The sequence below is a fragment of the Paraburkholderia sp. CI2 genome (assembly GCF_014201055.1).
Taxonomy (GTDB): Bacteria; Pseudomonadota; Gammaproteobacteria; order Burkholderiales; family Burkholderiaceae; genus Paraburkholderia; species Paraburkholderia tuberum.
The window spans coordinates 1-16108 of the sequence record NZ_JACHDL010000029.1 but is presented as its reverse complement, the minus strand read 5'-3'; the positions used below and the strand labels follow the sequence as shown (position 1 = coordinate 16108).

The window sequence follows — 16108 nt, the reverse complement described above, 5'->3', positions numbered from 1 at the left end:
CATCATGCCGGCATCTGCTGCAATTCGTTTCGCGAATCGGTGTCGCCGCCGTCGGCAGGCATCATCGCGCGCTGTATCGTGGAACCGAGAGTCTCGACACCAACATCTCGGCGCTTGCCGGTGTCGCTTCCGAAATTGCGCCAAATAAAGTAATCACTGTTCGTCGGTTCCGTTTCGAGCGCATCGAACACGGAAGACATAGCAGGGACGTGATCGCCATAAAAACACAGGACCGTCGGCCTATTACGCCCGCGCAGATAGTCGGTCAACCTGCCGATCATCGCGTCCGCGTTTTCCACATGCCGAAGGTACGCGGTCAGGTCGAGCCAGCGTGCGTCGTCTCCTAGCGTGTGCCGCGATGAGGACTCCCCAGGGGAAACCGTCTCCAGATGCAAAGGGCCGTGATTTTCCATCGTGATCGCAAACGCAAACAGCGGTTTGTCGTCACTGGCCTGCAGGAGGGCGATGAGCTTGTCCGCTACCGCAAGATCCCCAACGTAAGGCCCCACACGAGACGCACCTTCGAAATGCTCAATGTCCAGAAAGCGGTCGAAGTGCATGTGCGCGAATGCCCGTCGACGGCCAAAGAAGTTCGCGTGGTACGGATGCAGGGCCACCGTGCGATATCCTCCGCGCCGGAAATAACCCGCCAGCGACGCGCACGCGCGGCGCACATACATATACGGATAAAAGCGCGCGTATCCAAGTTCGACCGACGTCAGGCCGGTGAGCATGGCGAATTCGCTGCGCATGGTATTCGCGCCCCAGGCCGGCACGGACAATTCGCCTTGCTCGAACGACTCGCGTTTTGCGCGATCGAAGTGCGCATAGGGCTCGCCAGACACGCATTCGCCGAGCCGGCGGGCGTCGAAATACGACTCGCTCTGAATGACGATGACGTCCGGATGAACGTCTGGGCGCCCGACCGAAAACGGGCTGTTAGCTTCGGCGCGAGTGAACGCGCGCCGTTGCGCACTGCTCAATCCGTTGATCAAATAGGCAACGGACGCCGAGAAAAAACCGAATCGGCGCTGGTCCGAAAAGGGTTGCAGCGTGAGCGGCAAGCGACGAGAAAGCGCGATGCACACTGGTAGACAAATCAATGCGACGACGGCCTCAGCCCATCTTTGCCGCAGCGCCACGGGACGTTCGGCAATGAACGCCCCCGCCGCTGCCCCTATTCCGACGAGCACGATGATGAGCTTGCCAAAACCAAGAAACGGCAAATAAAGACGCGGATGCGAGAAGACCTGGCTGAAAAGGCTCAGGTCGCTGAAGACCAGCGGTTCGCGCAGCGAGGCGTATTTGGCGTTGCAGACGACCGCGAGCAAGCCAATCAACACGAACGCGACGCCCATCGAAAATAACGGCCGCCCCGTCAGTGCGATGCAACCTGCCGTCACGGCAGCGAGCGCCGCCAGATGCAGCATCAGCGCGACAGGCGGCCTACGGAGCGACGATCTTGTGACAGAGATCGCTTCAACGGCGAAGGAGCATGCGACCATGGCGGCCGCGATCGTAATACCGTGCGGCACTTCACATATTCCGACGAGGGATCTGAAACAGGAGACCCAGGATTGCGTCACCGACAGCCGCTGGCAACAGGCGTAGTAACTTGAGGCCGAGCGTCAAACCGAAAGGGAAAGCGATTTCCACGCGGCGCCGAGTCAGGCGCTTCTTGATAAACAAGGCGGCCTTTTCGGCGCTCCATATGAAGGGCTTGTTGCCAGGAAAAACGTCGCTCATCCCAGTTCGCACGAAGCCGGGCATCACGACTGAAATTCCAATATGGTCGCGTGCGAGAACCGGACGCACGGAATCGCAGTACGCCACGAGCGCGGCCTTGCTCACGCAATAGGCCGGCGAGATTGCCATCCCCCTCAATCCGGCGAGCGAACTGACAATCGCGATCTGGCCGCGTCGCCGATTCCGCATGCGCTCGATGGAAGGCAGCACTGCGTGCAAAGCACCGTAGAGATTGGTATCGACGACTTCGGCAGTCCGACTAACGCCTTCCCAGTCGTCAGATGAGCGGAGTGTGCTGGCAACGCCAGCATTGGCAATCAGCAAGTCGATTGGATGTCGCGAGTCGAAATCGAAGATCCACGCCTGAAGCGCCGCTGCATCACGGACGTCCACGCTGCCAACCACGACCTCGGCGCCGCGCGCGCGACACGCCTCCGCAACGTCCTCGAGACGTTCAGCGTTTCTTCCGATTAACCCTAGCGTGATACCGGGCGCGCAATAGCTTAAGGCCAGCGCACGCCCGAGTCCGGCACTACCGCCAGTGATAACGACTACACGCGGCACACTCGTTCTCACTCTTCCCCCGATCTCAAGCAATATTGTTTTGCCACGGTCTGTGAATGGAGTTATTTGCTTCTTTGCCGTGGTCGCACGGAATGAAACGCGCAGACCTTCATTGAAAAACTTGCGAGGCCGGACAACCACTGTTTCCGCTAACGTCGATTTGAGCCAATCAAAACTTTGAAGTCGGAACGTCCGCTCTTGCAGCGCCGATCCTTTCACCGTCCTCTAGCGACGACACGGGAACATTCAATCCAGCGCAACACGGATAGTGCCGAGCGAAGAGATGTACTGAAAGAGACGAAAAGGCAAGCTTGTAAGCGCCGGCAGAATATTAGCGCAGGAAGATTCTTTCATACCATTACAGTTGACGAATATTTCTGTAAGAGTCGCGTCTTCACAACAGACGGAAAATTTCCAGTTGTTACAAGCCCAATCCATCGCCGCCCTCGCGTGAGCAATAAAAATTTCTTCTTGCTTGGGTCGCAAATATCTGCATCTTCAACTGTCCAGCTTTGCCGGTAGACATTGGCGGGCTTTTCCACTGAAGATCAATGCAGTAGTTCGCAAAGTGCAAAGATTATTTTTCAAAATGGCACCTGAATTTCCGTAAAAAAGCCAGCACCGCAAACGTTTGGTCATGCTCAAATGAAGCGAAAATAGTTCAATTGGGACAATTGTTAGAATAGGTTGGCGGCCTCAAATCTGAAGCGCAACACCTGTTTCGATCCGATTCATTCGCGATGCAACGCATTTCATGATTGGCCCAGCGGCACCCTTGTCGCAGTTCACATCGCTCACCGTAACGCTGGCATTCGCAACTGCGCGACCTACCGCGACCGGCTCGTGTTGAACGACAATACCAGCGCGTCCACCACGCTCGCCGCACTCTCGGTGGTTGATCGCGTCTCTCACACTGTTTGCAGAGGACGTCGATCGTTTGCGCAAGCGCGATCGATTCGGCTTACCTCGAGGCCGGTTTCCACTCGTGGAGCGACGATCTGCGTATCCGATCCCACGTGCGTTATCTTGATGATCATCCAGTGCTTATTGGCGCCGGAGTAATTGGGAGGTGCCCGTGCCGATGTTCGCGCTTGACCTCGACTGAGTTTCCCGCGTGGACTCCATCGGCGAGTTGGCCCCTGGAGGCGCAGGCGCGAATACAATTAAACTACAGCGTTAGCCCCAGTTATCGTTGGTTTCGTTCTGCGCGTGCGCGTCAAGACATGGCAAGACGAGGTCGCGATCAAATGCACTTCACGCAGAGAAGAGCTACAGGAATGCGATCGAGACACGCCCTCGTGGCGGCTTTCGTGGGGTGCCCACAGTTGCATGTGCGCACGAATCGACATGCACACTCAAAGCCGTCCCGCTTTCGGCTCGCGCAGGACAGCGTCACCGCCTCTGTTTTAATGGCTCATGGCAGGTACCCTCGCCCGACGCCCAGTACACCGCAATAGCTTCTTCTTTCGGCACGAATTTCTTTCTCAACAATACATATAGGACCCGCACCTAAAATAGCGAAAAAGGTCCTCTGTAACCATGCGTGGCCATGGCGATCAGCATCGCGGACAGCGCCGGCAGCAACAGATCTAGTACTTTGTAGGCGTCCCAGTGCCATGGGAGCCAGCCAATCGCCCAGGTATAAGCGTGCGACTCGAAAGCAAGCAATTCTTTCTTATCCAAGGTTTCGAGTTCACACTCGAGTTTTTTGCGCGACCAATACCAGACGATTACGGCAAGGGCTCCAATTCGGAAGTCGAACAGTAGCCCAACCGGTATCTGCACCAGCAACCCTTCCAGACAGTGAGACAGGGACATGCGCCACCTTGCCGCCGCGAACCAGTCAAGTAGAGACGTCATTGGAATATCCTCCTTGTTCCAACATGCCAATGTGTCAAATTGAATTGGCTTCATCTTAACTGCACGTTGAGTTTCCGGGTTATGCGGTATTCCGATGCTATCGCGTGCCAACTGCCGTCATGCCCCCCGCGCCGATAGCCCGCGGACGTATGTGATTTGACCAGGCTGTGCCGACACCCGAACTATGCCGCGCCAAGGTCGCGGATCAGATCGATCATGTCTTTTATGACCGTCGAGTCGGCATGCGGTCGCAACGGGTACCCCGGCCTCGTGCAACTCACAACTTCCATTCACCATTTGAGGTCTTCGCCGCGACCCTCGCATCAGCAAGTCAACCTCAAAGCTCTAAACATTAATCCCGCCGTTGCGCTTCACTCTTGAAACCGCCCAGGTAAAAGCGCACTCCTTCATCGCACAATCAACGCATCTACGCCATTTCGCCTTGCTCACTAAAGCTCCGCGATTTCGTACTTGCTCGCTCCGCTGGACAACGCCTTCCATACGGTTTTTGCTCATCGTCTCGCGATTCACGCTCCACGTCGGGTCTTGTCACTCGGTCACCCTCCTGCGGTTGCGCTTCACTTCGTCCGCCGTGACCAGCTTATGGCGAGACTTGCACCAGCAGGAATGCGCCGATTCCGGGCGTACATGACAAAAGCCCCGCAAGAACTTTCATTCTTACGGGGCTTCTCTTTTGACGCTAAAGCGTTATCCGCCTACCGCGACATCATATTCATGCTGACGTTATGCATCACCCACAACGTCCCGCCAACCACGATAACCGCGGTCAGCACGGTGAACGCAAACGCTGTCACATTCCAGCGCTGCGACGACGACGTGTTCATATGCAGGAAGAACACCAGATGCACGAGGATCTGCACGACCGCGAGACCCGCGATCGCGAGCAACGCGCTCTGGCCCGTCAACGTGCCGGTCATCACGATCGCGAAGGCCGCGACGGTCAGAATGACGGAGAGCACGAAGCCCGCCGTGTAGCTGCCGAAGCTGCCGTGACCGCCTTCCGAGTGTGCGCCATGGGCGCTATGACTATGGTCCATTTAGATCACGCTCGCAAGATAGACAAAGGTGAAAACGCCGATCCACACGACGTCGAGGAAGTGCCAGAAAAGGCTCAGGCACGTCAGACGGATCATGTCGCGTTCGGTCAGGTCGCGATGACGCATCACCTGCAGCGCCAGCACGACCATCCAGATCAGGCCGAACGTCACGTGCAGGCCGTGCGTGCCGACCAGCGTGAAGAACGACGACAGGAACGCGCTGCGGCTCGGACCCGCGCCTTCGGCGATCAGGTGCGAGAACTCGCGCATTTCCAGCACGAGGAACGCGAGGCCCAGCAGGAACGTCACGCCGAGCCAGCCGAGCAGCACGCCCTTGCGGTTCTTGTGCGCGCCGAGCATCGCGAAGCCGTACGTGATACTCGAGAGCAGCAGCATCGTCGTTTCAAGTGCGACGCCCGGAATCTCGAACAGGTCCTTGCCGCTCGGACCGCCCGCGAACTGGTGGCTCATCACCGCGAACACCGCGAACAGCGCCGCGAAGATGATGCAGTCGGTCATCAGGTACAGCCAGAAACCGAACACCGAGTGCGACGGCACATGGTCCGGCGCGAGTTGCGGCTCAACCGCAATTGTCTTCTGTAACATCAGTCCACCTCCAGCGCGACCTGCTTGCCGGCGCTTGCGCCGACACCGGCCACGGCACCAGCACCGCCGTTGCGATTCTCTTCAATCAGCGCGACAGTGTCGGCAGGAATGTAATAGCCGTCGTTGTCCATGAAGCTGTAGATGATCACGGTGGCGATCGCGCCGACCGCGCCAACGATCGCAAGCCACCAGATGTGCCACACACCGGCAAAACCGAGCACCAGCGAGAACAGACCCACCAACAGACCCGCGGACGTATTCGACGGCATGTGAATGTCGCGATACACCGGCACTTTCACACCGCCCTTGCGCGACTTCATTTCGGTAAACGCGTCGAGCGAGCGGACGTCCGGGATATGCGCGAAGTTATAGGCCGGCGGCGGCGAGCTCGTCGCCCATTCCAGCGTATGACCGTCCCACGGATCGCCCGTGAGATCGCGGTTTTCCGGCAGGTTGCGATCGCGGATGCTGACGACCAGTTGCAGCAACTGGCAAGCGATACCGATTGCGATCAGCACCGCGCCAAACGCGGCGGCGATCAGCCACGGATGCCATGCCGGGTTGTCGTAGTGGTTCAGACGACGCGTCATGCCCATGAAGCCGAGCACGTACAGCGGCGTGAACGCAACCCAGAAGCCAACCTGCCAGAACCAGAACGCGGCCTTGCCGATCTTCTCGTTCAACTTGAAGCCGAACGCCTTCGGGAACCAGTAGTTGAAGCCGGCCAGATAGCCGAACAGCACGCCACCGATAATCACGTTATGGAAGTGAGCGATCAGGAACAGGCTGTTGTGCAGCACGAAGTCCGCGCCCGGAATCGCCATCATCACGCCGGTCATACCGCCGATCGTGAAGGTCACCATGAAGCCGAGGGTCCACAGAATCGGCGTCGTGAATTGCAGACGACCCTTGTAGATCGTGAACAGCCAGTTGAACACTTTGACGCCGGTCGGGATCGCAATCACCATGGTCGCGATACCGAAGAACGCATTGACGTCGGCGCCCGAACCCATCGTGAAGAAGTGGTGCAGCCACACGAGGAACGACAGCACCATGATCGCGCACGTCGCCCACACCATCGTCTTGTAGCCGAACAACGGCTTTTTCGCGAAGGTCGCGACGACTTCCGAGAAGATACCGAACGCCGGCAGGATCAGGATGTACACCTCGGGGTGACCCCAGGCCCAGATCAGGTTCAGGTACAGCATCGCGTTGCCGCCGGCATCGTTTGTGAAGAAGTGCATGCCGAGGTATCGGTCCAGACCGAGCAGCGCGAGCGTGACGGTCAGGATCGGGAACGACGCCATGATCAGCACGTTCGTGCACAGCGCGGTCCACGTGAACACCGGCATCTTCATGAACGACATGCCGGGCGCGCGCATCTTCACGATCGTCACGAAGAAGTTCACACCGGTCAGCAAGGTGCCGATACCGGAGAGCTGCAAGCTCCACAGGTAATAGTCGACGCCGACACCGGGGCTGAACTGCAGTTCGGACAGCGGCGGATAAGCGAGCCAGCCCGTCTGCCCGAATTCACCGATCACCAGCGAAATGTTGATCAGGATCGCGCTGACGGCCGTCATCCAGAAACTCAGCGAGTTGATGAACGGGAACGCGACGTCGCGCGCGCCGATCTGCAGCGGCACGACGAGGTTCATCAGACCGACCATGAACGTCATCGCCATGAAGAAGATCATGATGACGCCGTGCGCGGTGAAGACCTGATCATAGTGATGCGGCGGCAGAAAGCCAGGGCTCAGGTACGACAGCGCCAGCTGCATACGCATCATGATCGCGTCGGCGAAGCCGCGCAGCAGCATGATGAACGCAACGACGATGTACATGACGCCGATCTTCTTATGATCGACGGACGTCAGCCATTCGCTCCACAGGTAGCGCCATTTGCCGAAATACGTGATTCCGCCGAGCACGGCCAGCGCGGCGAGCACCATGCCGCCGCCCGCCGTAACGATGATGGGCTCGTGATACGGAATCGCATCGAGCGTTAGTTTTCCGAACATGCGTTACCCCTTCGGCGCACAGTTGGCGTCCTTCAAGTTGTCGATGACGTTGCCGTTGTTGTAGCGGGCAATGATGTTGTTGAAGAGCTTCGGATCGACGGTCGAGAAGTACCGCACCGGGTCCTTTTCGCTCGGCTCCGACACCGCGTGATAGCGGTCCATGTCGAGGCGGTCCGACGAAGCGCGCACCTTCTCAACCCACGCGTTGAAGTCTTCAGGCGACGTCGCGAGCGTGCGGAACTTCATGTCCGAGAAGCCCTTGCCGCTGAAGTTTGCCGCGAGGCCCGCGTAGTCGCCGGCGTGATCCGCGATCAGATGCAGGCGCGTCTGCATGCCCGCCATGGCGTAGATCTGGCCGCCCAGCTGCGGGATGAAGAACGAGTTCATCACCGTGTCCGACGTGATCCGGAAGTTCACCGGCGTGCCGACCGGGATCGCGAGCTGGTTCACCGATGCGATGCCGAGGTCCGGATAAATGAACAGCCACTTCCAGTCGAGTGCGACGACTTCGACGTTGATCGGCTTGACCTGCGACTCGAGCGGACGATACGGATCGAGCTCATGCGTGCTCTTCCAGGTCAACACGGCGAGGAACAGAATGATCAGCGTCGGAATCGTCCAGACAGCGACTTCGATTGCGGTGCTATGCGTCCAACCCGGACGGTACTCGGCGTTCCGGTTCGACGCGCGATAACGCCACGCGAAAAACAGAGTCAACGCAATGACGGGCACCACGACGATCAGCATGGCCCACGTCGAAGTCGCGATCAGATCACGCTCCGCGAGTCCCACACTGCCCTTCGGATTCAGAATATCGAGGTTGCTGCAACCCGAAAGCAGCAACATGAGGCTGGCGGAAATGAAACTTGCCGGCCTTCCTAGCGTCCGTCCTTTCATATCCACTGCCTCGTTTTTTTGGCTTCAACGAACGTCATTCGACGGCTCTCCATTAATAAGCGCTCGCATAATAGGGGGGCATCGGATGCTAATAAACACTCGATTTAGCAACGAACTATTGCGTCGCGACGCAGTGCGACACGTTGCCGCATTTCCCCGCGCACCCTATTCACCAGCGTCGTTTGCGACGCTTCGAAACGAAGCATCGAAAAGCTGACGCATCGCAAAAGTCCCCTGAAACAAGCGCTAAAAATCGCTGGACGCGCAGCGGTTTTCGACGTACTGCAACACGCATGCATTCACAAAGGGATTGATAACGACGCGCAAAAGCGCAAAAGCGTCGCCGCATCCTGACGCGCGGGTGCGACACCGACTCTTGCGCTCTGTTCTTTTAACCCGGAGTCTGCGTGGCGACGGGAGCCGGTCCGGGCGCCGCTGCCTGCAGATGCTCGCCGCCCTCCGTCGGCACCGAGTCCGAAGGCAGCGCCGAGCGTTCCGATTGCGCGAGTAGCGTGCCGACCGACGGATCGATCGCATCGGTGAACGGCTTCGGGTCGAGACCGATCGCGAGCACCAGCAGCGCCAACGCACCGAGCAGCGCGAACTCGCGCTTGCCGAGGTCCTTCAGCTTCGCCACGCGCGCGTTGGCGATCGCACCGAAGATCACGCGCTTGTACATCCACAGCGTGTAGGCCGCGCTCAGGATCAGGGTGGTCGCGGCGATCGCACCGATCCAGAAGTTGAAGCGGATCGCGCCCATCAGCACCATGAATTCGCCGACGAAACCCGACGTGCCCGGCAGACCGATGTTGGCCATCGAGAACAGCATCACGAAAGCGGCAAAGCGCGGCATCGTGTTGGCGACGCCGCCGTATTCGGCGATCGACGCGGATTTCGTACGGTCGTAGAGCATGCCGGTGCACAACAGCATCGCGCCGGACACCACGCCGTACGAGATCATCTGCACGATTGCGCCGGACTGGCCGAAGCGGTTGAAGACGAACAGACCGAGCGTGACGAGGCCCATATGCGAGACCGTCGAATACGCGAGCAGGCGGCGCATGTCGGTCTGCACGAGTGCGAGCAGGCTCGAATAGATCACCGCGACGAGCGACAGCGTGATCATCATCGGCGCGAAGAAATGGCTCGCTTGCGGCGCGATCGGCAGCGCGAAACGCAGCAGACCGTAACCGCCGATCTTCAGCATGCCGATCATCACCGCGGCGCCCGTCGGGCCGTCGAGGTGCACGTCGGGCAGCCACGTGTGCAGCGGCCACATCGGCACCTTCACGCCGAACGCGGCAAGGAAGCCGAGGAAGATCAGCGCCTGCGGCACCATGTCGAGGTGCGCTTCGCGCCACACGGCGAGGTCGAAGCTATGCGTCTGGCTATACAGGTAGAGCAGCGACATCAGCATCATCAGCGAGCCGAGGAACGACACGAAGAAGAACTTCACCGCCGCATACGTGCGGTTCTTGTGACCGTAGGTGCCGATCAGCAGATACAGCGGGATCAGCGTCGCCTCGAACGCAATGAAGAACATCATGCCGTCGAGGGACGTGAACACACCCTGCATGAAGCCCGACAGCATCAGGAACGCGCCGAAGTACTGAGCGGTGCGCTGCGTGATCGACTCCCACGATGCGATCACGATGATGATCGTCGTCAGCGCGGTCAGCGCGACCAGCCACAGCGAAATCCCGTCGATTCCCACATGCCATGCGATATCGAACGTCGGCGACCAGCGGACGTTCTCGACGAACTGCATCGAGGTCACGTCGTTACGGAAACTCGCCACGAGCGGGATCACCGGCAAGAAACCCGCCACCGCGCCGATCAGCGCGAGCCAGCGCGTGCGATCACGCGCCGCGTCCGACCCGGCGCGCAGAACGACGAACCCGGCGACGATGGGGATCCAGATGAGAAGACTTAGGAGAGGCAATGGCATGTGCTCTGTCAAAACTTGAAGTACAAAACGCCGCGTCAACGCCCCCTGAAACAAGCAGACATTGAAATGGAAATGTAAGTTGGAGTTCGCTGAAATTGACACGTGGAGGGGATTCCCGCTACACGTTTACCCGCAGCCAACTTACCAAGGGTGGGAGATTACCAAGATAAGAATAATTTTGCATCGCAACAGCCGCGAAATCCGCGCCACAATACATTGTTGCGACGTGGGCGCTTGCAAAATGGGGCGAAATGTGCGCTTGCACATTGTTACAAAGGCGTCGATAGGCCTTGGCAGTTTCGCAGCAAAAGCTGGCAATTAGCCGGAGGTTGACCGCTGTTAGACATTCGCTGTTTATGGGGCTGGTTCGACTGGAACGGATCGTGCTGTCGAGTGCCTTTTGACGGTCGGGGACGAGCGGCAACCAAACAAAAATTTGCCTCGTCGGCGATAAAAAAATTTTTGTGCGGGCGGTCTAAACCGACCGGCGAGGAGGTCGCGAGCGGTGCCGCGCGCCTCGATCAAGGTGCGCTGAAAATGTTCCACTCCAGGCGCACGAATCTTCCGTTTTCCTTACACAGGCCAGCGCCGCGCCATGGTAACTGCTGCAGAAACTCGCGCGGCGAGGCACACTCAATTCGCGCAGCGGGCTCCCCTCGCCCGACTCCTTTTCCGGACCTCCTCGCATGGCGCTTCGTGACGACGTCGTATCCGCACTCGAATGCCGCGGCCTGAGCAAGCGGTACGGCACCGGCCGCATCGTGCTCGCGCAGCTCGACTTCACACTCGCTGCGGGCGAGTTCGTCGCGATCATGGGCGACTCGGGCGTCGGCAAGTCGACATTGCTCAACCTGATCGCCGGGCTCGACCGCGCCGATAGCGGCAGCGTGCTAATCGACGGACGCCCGGTCGAACAACTCGACGACAACGCCGCGACGCGACTGCGGCGCCAGAAGCTCGGCTTCGTGTTCCAGGCGTTTCACGTGCTGCCGCATCTGACGCTCGCGCAGAACGTCGCGCTGCCACTGCTGCTCAATGATCTACCGACGGCCGCCGCGCTCGACATGCTCGCGGCGGTCGGCCTCGGCGGACGCGGCGACGACTTTCCGCGCGATCTCTCCGGCGGCGAGTTGCAGCGTGTAGCCATTGCACGCGCACTCGTGCATCGTCCGACGCTGCTTCTCGCCGACGAACCGACCGGCAACCTCGACCCTGCCACCGCGCGCGACGTGCTCGGCCTGTTCCGCGCGCAAAGCAAGGCGACCGGCGCGGCGACGATCATGGTCACGCATTCGGAGGCCGCGGCCGCCGTGGCGGACCGCGTGTTGATCCTCAGCGAGGGCGGCTTGCATGGCGCGCGCGATAAGGCCGCGAACGTCGCGCACGCCGCGGCCCGCTCGACCCACGATGGCCGTTGACCTTCGTCCACTGCCGCGCGCGCCGGGATATCGTGTTCTCGCGCGCTGGCTGATGGTCGCGGAATGGCGCAGTCATCGCGGACGCGCACTCGTCGCCGTCGCGACGATCGCGCTAGGCGTCGCGCTCGGCTACGCGGTGCAATTGATCAACAGCGCCGCCTTCAACGAATTCTCGGCGGCCGCGCGCAGTCTGTCAGGCGAAGCGGATCTGCAGGTGCGCGGCGCGCAGCCTTTCGTCGACGAGTCCCTCTATCCGCGACTCGCCAACGAACCGGGCGTGGTGCTGGCGAGTCCCGTGCTCGCGCTCGACGTCGCGGTGCCGGGCCGCACCGGTGCACTGCCCGTTCTCGGCATCGATGTTTTCAAGGCGAGGTCGATCACGCCCGATCTGATCGGCGTGCCCTCGCCCGATCGCCCGTTCGACACGCTCGCCTCCGATGCGATATTTCTGTCGACGGCCGCGCAGCAATGGCTGAACGTCAGGACCGGCGACCACGTCACGCTACGCAGCGGTACGTCGGATCTGCATCTGCGCGTCGCGGGTGGGCTCGTGCGCACGCGGCCGGGTCAACGGCTCGCGGTGATGGACATCGCCGCCGCGCAATGGCGATTCGGCAAGGTGGGCAAGCTGACGCGCGTTGACGTGCAACTCGCACGCGGCGTCGATCGGCAACGCTTCAAACGCGATCTGCAACAGCAGCTCGGCAGCACATGGGTAGTCGCCGAGACGCGCGACACTGAGAGCCGCACCGATCGCCTGTCGCGTGCTTACCGGATCAACATGAACGTGCTCGCGCTGGTCGCGCTGTTCACGGGCGCGTTCCTCGTGTTTTCGACTCAGGCACTCGGTGTCGTGCGACGCCGATCGCAATTCGCGATGCTGCGCGTGCTCGGGCTCACGCGCGCTCAGCTATTGCGGCAGATCCTGCTTGAAGGCGCGCTGCTCGGGTTGCTCGGCTCGTTGTGTGGACTTGCGCTCGGCTACGCGATGGCCAGCGGTGCGCTGCGCTTCTTCGGCAGCGATCTCGGCGGCGGCTATTTTCCGGGCGTGCAACCGCGAGTCGGTTTCGAGCCGCTCGCGAGCGCGGTGTTTCTCGCGCTCGGGGTCGCGGTGTCGGTGTTGGGCAGCGTAGCGCCCGCTATCGACGCGGCGCGCGCACGGCCTGCCCCGGCACTCAAGGCCGGTGCCGAGGAAAGCGCATTGGCGCGGCTCGCCACGCCGTGGCCGGCGTTCGGCTGTTTGCTGGCGGCCGCCGCGCTGACGCGCGTGCCGCCGTGGTTCGATGCACCGATCGCCGGTTATCTGGCGGTCGCGTTGCTGCTCGTCGGCGGCATTGCGCTGATGCCGCGCGTGATCGCGCTGATATTCGGCGCGGCAGGCCCCGCGCGCGGCACGCGACGCCGCGCGGGCGCGACGGGCACGCTCGCGATTGCGCGTCTCGCGAACGCGCCGGGGCAGGCGTCGATCGCGATGGGCGGCGTGCTGTCGAGCTTCGCGCTGATCGTCGCGATGGCGATCATGGTGGCCAGCTTCCGCGTGTCTGTCGACGACTGGATCACGCATCTGCTGTCCGCCGATCTGTATGTGCGCGTAGCGTCGGGCGGCAATAGCGGCGACAGTGGCGGCTTGCGGCCCGACGAACAGACGCGCATCGCGACGGTGCCCGGCATCGGCAACGCCGCGTTCGCGCGCATCACACATCTGACGCTCGATCCCGCGCGCCCGGACGTCGCGCTGCTCGCCCGCGAAATCGACGCGAACGATCCGGGCGCGACTCTGCAGATGACCGGCGCGGTGCTGCCGCCGTCCGCGCTTCGCGCCGGCGACATACCTATTTGGGTCTCCGAAGCAATGATCGACCTGTATGGATATGAGTTAGGTCAACGTGTGCGGTTGTCGCTCGGCGAGCATGGCCAGACGTTCGTCGTAGCCGGCGTCTGGCGCGACTACGCGCGGCAGAGCGGCGCGATCCAGATACGGCTTGCCGATTATCGGCGGCTGACCGGCGACTCCACCGCAACCGATGTCGCCGTGACCGTCGAGCCGGGCGTGACTGTCGAACGCGTCGTCGCAAGTTTGAAGGCGCTGCCGTTCGGCGCTTCGCTCGAGGTGTCGCAACCGGGCGAGATCCGTGCGCGCACGCTGGTGATCTTCGATCGCAGTTTCGCGGTCACGTATCTGCTCGAGGCGGTGGCGATCGTGATCGGATTGTTCGGCGTCGCAGCGACTTTTTCCGCGCAGACGCTCGCGCGCGCCCGTGAGTTCGGGATGTTGCGCCACGTCGGGGTGACGCGCGCGCAGATTCTCGCGATCCTCGCTTCGGAGGGCGGTCTGCTCACCACATGCGGCATTGCGCTCGGTTTCGCGCTTGGTTTCGCGATCAGCCTGATTCTCGTGTTCGTCGTCAATCCACAGTCGTTTCACTGGAGCATGTCGCTGCATGTACCGTGGTTCGTGCTGGGCACAGTCGCGTTGGTAATGCTGGTGCTGTCGTGTACGACGGCGGTGGTCGCGGGACGCGGCGCGGTGTCGGTGGATGCAGTGCGCGCGGTGAAGGAGGACTGGTGATGCCAGTTGCGCGGCGTGCGTGGAAAATGCGGTTGATCTGGGATAGCGCGGCCACTCGCGAGGTTTGCTCTGCGCTTGATGGCTGCGCGACGTGCATCGCGCGCCGACACGGCGGGTCACCTCCGCGGCGCCTTCAGCTTTTTTTCCGAGGGCTACTTTGGATTGGCGTAGCCGCTGTGTCGCCCTCTTTTGGCGCTAGTAGCGACTCCACTGGATCCACCCCGGTCGCCTTCGCGGCAGTCACGCCAGACCATCCGATCTCGTTTCCGCGGGACAGCGGTGCTCATCCGGCTTTCCGCACCGAATGGTGGTACGCGACAGGCTGGCTCACGACGCCCGACAACCGACCGCTCGGATTCCAGATCACGTTCTTTCGTACGTCGACTGGTCACGATGCCGCCGATCCCAGCGATTTCGCCCCGTCGCAACTGATCATCGCGCACGCTGCGCTGAGCGATCCGGCCATCGGACACCTCGTTCACGATCAACGCATCGCTCGGCAGGGCCTCGGGCTCGCCTACGCGAAGACCGCCAACACCGACGTCAAACTCGACGCCTGGAAAATGATTCGCGCCGCGGACGGCCACTACGACGTCACCGCCGATGCAAGTGGATTCTCGCTACACCTCCAACTCACGCCAACGCAGCCTCCGCTGATTCAGGGCGAGCGCGGTTACTCGCGCAAAGGACCGCGGCCCGAACAGGCGAGCTATTACTACAGCGAACCGCAACTCCGCGTGACGGGCACTGTGGTGCGCCCAGCCGGAGGTGGAAACGACACGACGCGCGATGCAGCAGTGACGGGGACCGCATGGCTCGATCACGAGTGGTCGAGCACGTTGCTCGACGCCAATGCGGTCGGATGGGATTGGCTCGGCGCCAATTTGACGGACGGCTCGGCGCTAATGGCGTTCAAGATCCGCAGCCGCGACGGACATGCAATATGGGCCCACGCGACGCTTCGCAGACCCGATGGTCAAGTAACGAATTTCGACCCCGGTGAAGTCGACTTCACGCCGCGTCGCATGTGGCGCTCGCCGCACACGAATACTTCGTATCCGGTCTCGATGACGGTTAGAGCGGGAACGCTGACATGGCAACTCGATCCGCTGATGGACGATCAGGAACTCGACTCACGACAGTCGACCGGTGCCGTGTATTGGGAAGGCGCGGTACGGGTGAGTCAACAGAATGCGGATGTAGGGCGAGCCTATCTGGAACTGACGGGTTACGCGGATGCATTGCGGATCGGAAAGTAGTGAAGCGCGCAAAGTCGGCCGCGTAAACGCAGAAACCCCACCGCGGCGGGTGGGGTTTCTGACTGGAGGGGAGCCTGACGATTACCTACTTTCACACGGGCAATCCGCACTATCATCGGCGTGGAGTCGTTTCACGGTCCTGTTCGGGATGGGAAGGGGTGG

The 16108-nt window shown here is 60.9% G+C and carries 11 protein-coding genes; 3 read left to right on the top strand and 8 right to left on the bottom strand.

Annotated features, from left to right (window positions below):
* Nucleotides 1-2 precede the first annotated feature (2 nt).
* The 8 genes from HDG32_RS30100 to HDG32_RS30065 form a co-directional block, all read right to left on the bottom strand.
* Nucleotides 3-1535, bottom strand: a complete 1533-nt coding sequence (locus HDG32_RS30100; RefSeq protein WP_184072897.1) for an LTA synthase family protein — start codon at nt 1533-1535, stop codon at nt 3-5.
* 1 nt (nt 1536) lies between these two features.
* Nucleotides 1537-2322 (bottom strand): SDR family oxidoreductase, encoded by a 786-nt coding sequence (locus tag HDG32_RS30095; protein ID WP_184073015.1) that lies wholly within the window; start codon nt 2320-2322, stop codon nt 1537-1539.
* 1497 nt (nt 2323-3819) lie between these two features.
* Entirely contained in the window at nt 3820-4170 is a 351-nt protein-coding gene (locus HDG32_RS30090; protein WP_184072895.1) for a hypothetical protein, read from the bottom strand.
* 716 nt (nt 4171-4886) lie between these two features.
* Entirely contained in the window at nt 4887-5228 is a 342-nt protein-coding gene (gene cyoD, locus HDG32_RS30085) for a cytochrome o ubiquinol oxidase subunit IV (RefSeq protein ID WP_184072893.1), read from the bottom strand.
* Entirely contained in the window at nt 5229-5834 is a 606-nt protein-coding gene (gene cyoC / locus HDG32_RS30080; protein ID WP_018425052.1) for a cytochrome o ubiquinol oxidase subunit III, read from the bottom strand.
* Nucleotides 5834-7855 carry a cytochrome o ubiquinol oxidase subunit I gene (gene cyoB, locus HDG32_RS30075; RefSeq protein WP_184072891.1) on the bottom strand — a complete coding sequence of 674 codons (2022 nt, stop codon included), beginning with the start codon at nt 7853-7855 and terminating at the stop codon, nt 5834-5836. The genes cyoC and cyoB overlap by 1 nt, the downstream gene beginning before the upstream one ends.
* 3 nt (nt 7856-7858) lie before the next feature.
* Nucleotides 7859-8752: a ubiquinol oxidase subunit II gene (cyoA, locus tag HDG32_RS30070; protein WP_184072889.1), complete on the bottom strand. Its 894-nt coding sequence runs from the start codon at nt 8750-8752 to the stop codon at nt 7859-7861.
* Nucleotides 8753-9143: 391 nt separating this feature from the next.
* A complete protein-coding gene (locus HDG32_RS30065; RefSeq protein ID WP_184072887.1) occupies nt 9144-10700 on the bottom strand; it encodes a NuoM family protein in 1557 nt (518 codons plus the stop codon).
* A gap of 686 nt (nt 10701-11386) precedes the next feature.
* Between HDG32_RS30065 and HDG32_RS30060 the strand changes: the two genes are divergently transcribed.
* From HDG32_RS30060 to HDG32_RS30050, 3 genes are read left to right on the top strand one after another with little or no spacing between them, the layout of a single operon-like run.
* The gene (locus HDG32_RS30060; RefSeq protein WP_184072885.1) at nt 11387-12118 is read left to right on the top strand and encodes an ABC transporter ATP-binding protein; all 732 of its coding nucleotides are present in this window, start codon (nt 11387-11389) and stop codon (nt 12116-12118) included.
* Nucleotides 12108-14687: an FtsX-like permease family protein gene (locus HDG32_RS30055; protein ID WP_184072883.1), complete on the top strand. Its 2580-nt coding sequence runs from the start codon at nt 12108-12110 to the stop codon at nt 14685-14687. Before HDG32_RS30060 ends, HDG32_RS30055 begins: the two co-directional genes overlap by 11 nt.
* 26 nt (nt 14688-14713) lie before the next feature.
* Nucleotides 14714-15946 carry a lipocalin-like domain-containing protein gene (locus tag HDG32_RS30050; protein ID WP_409340060.1) on the top strand — a complete coding sequence of 411 codons (1233 nt, stop codon included), beginning with the start codon at nt 14714-14716 and terminating at the stop codon, nt 15944-15946.
* The last annotated feature ends 162 nt before the right edge of the window (nt 15947-16108 follow it).

Excerpts from the sequence above, each read along its gene's own strand:
- HDG32_RS30090 (WP_184072895.1), bottom strand. The coding sequence starts at position 4,170 with ATGACGTCTCTACTTGACTGGTTCGCGGCGGCAAGGTGGCGCATGTCC.
- cyoD (WP_184072893.1), bottom strand. The coding sequence starts at position 5,228 with ATGGACCATAGTCATAGCGCCCATGGCGCACACTCGGAAGGCGGTCAC.
- cyoC (WP_018425052.1), bottom strand. The coding sequence starts at position 5,834 with ATGTTACAGAAGACAATTGCGGTTGAGCCGCAACTCGCGCCGGACCAT.
- cyoB (WP_184072891.1), bottom strand. The coding sequence starts at position 7,855 with ATGTTCGGAAAACTAACGCTCGATGCGATTCCGTATCACGAGCCCATC.
- cyoA (WP_184072889.1), bottom strand. The coding sequence starts at position 8,752 with ATGAAAGGACGGACGCTAGGAAGGCCGGCAAGTTTCATTTCCGCCAGC.
- HDG32_RS30065 (WP_184072887.1), bottom strand. The coding sequence starts at position 10,700 with ATGCCATTGCCTCTCCTAAGTCTTCTCATCTGGATCCCCATCGTCGCC.
- HDG32_RS30060 (WP_184072885.1), top strand. The coding sequence starts at position 11,387 with ATGGCGCTTCGTGACGACGTCGTATCCGCACTCGAATGCCGCGGCCTG.
- HDG32_RS30055 (WP_184072883.1), top strand. The coding sequence starts at position 12,108 with ATGGCCGTTGACCTTCGTCCACTGCCGCGCGCGCCGGGATATCGTGTT.
- HDG32_RS30050 (WP_409340060.1), top strand. The coding sequence starts at position 14,714 with ATGCGGTTGATCTGGGATAGCGCGGCCACTCGCGAGGTTTGCTCTGCG.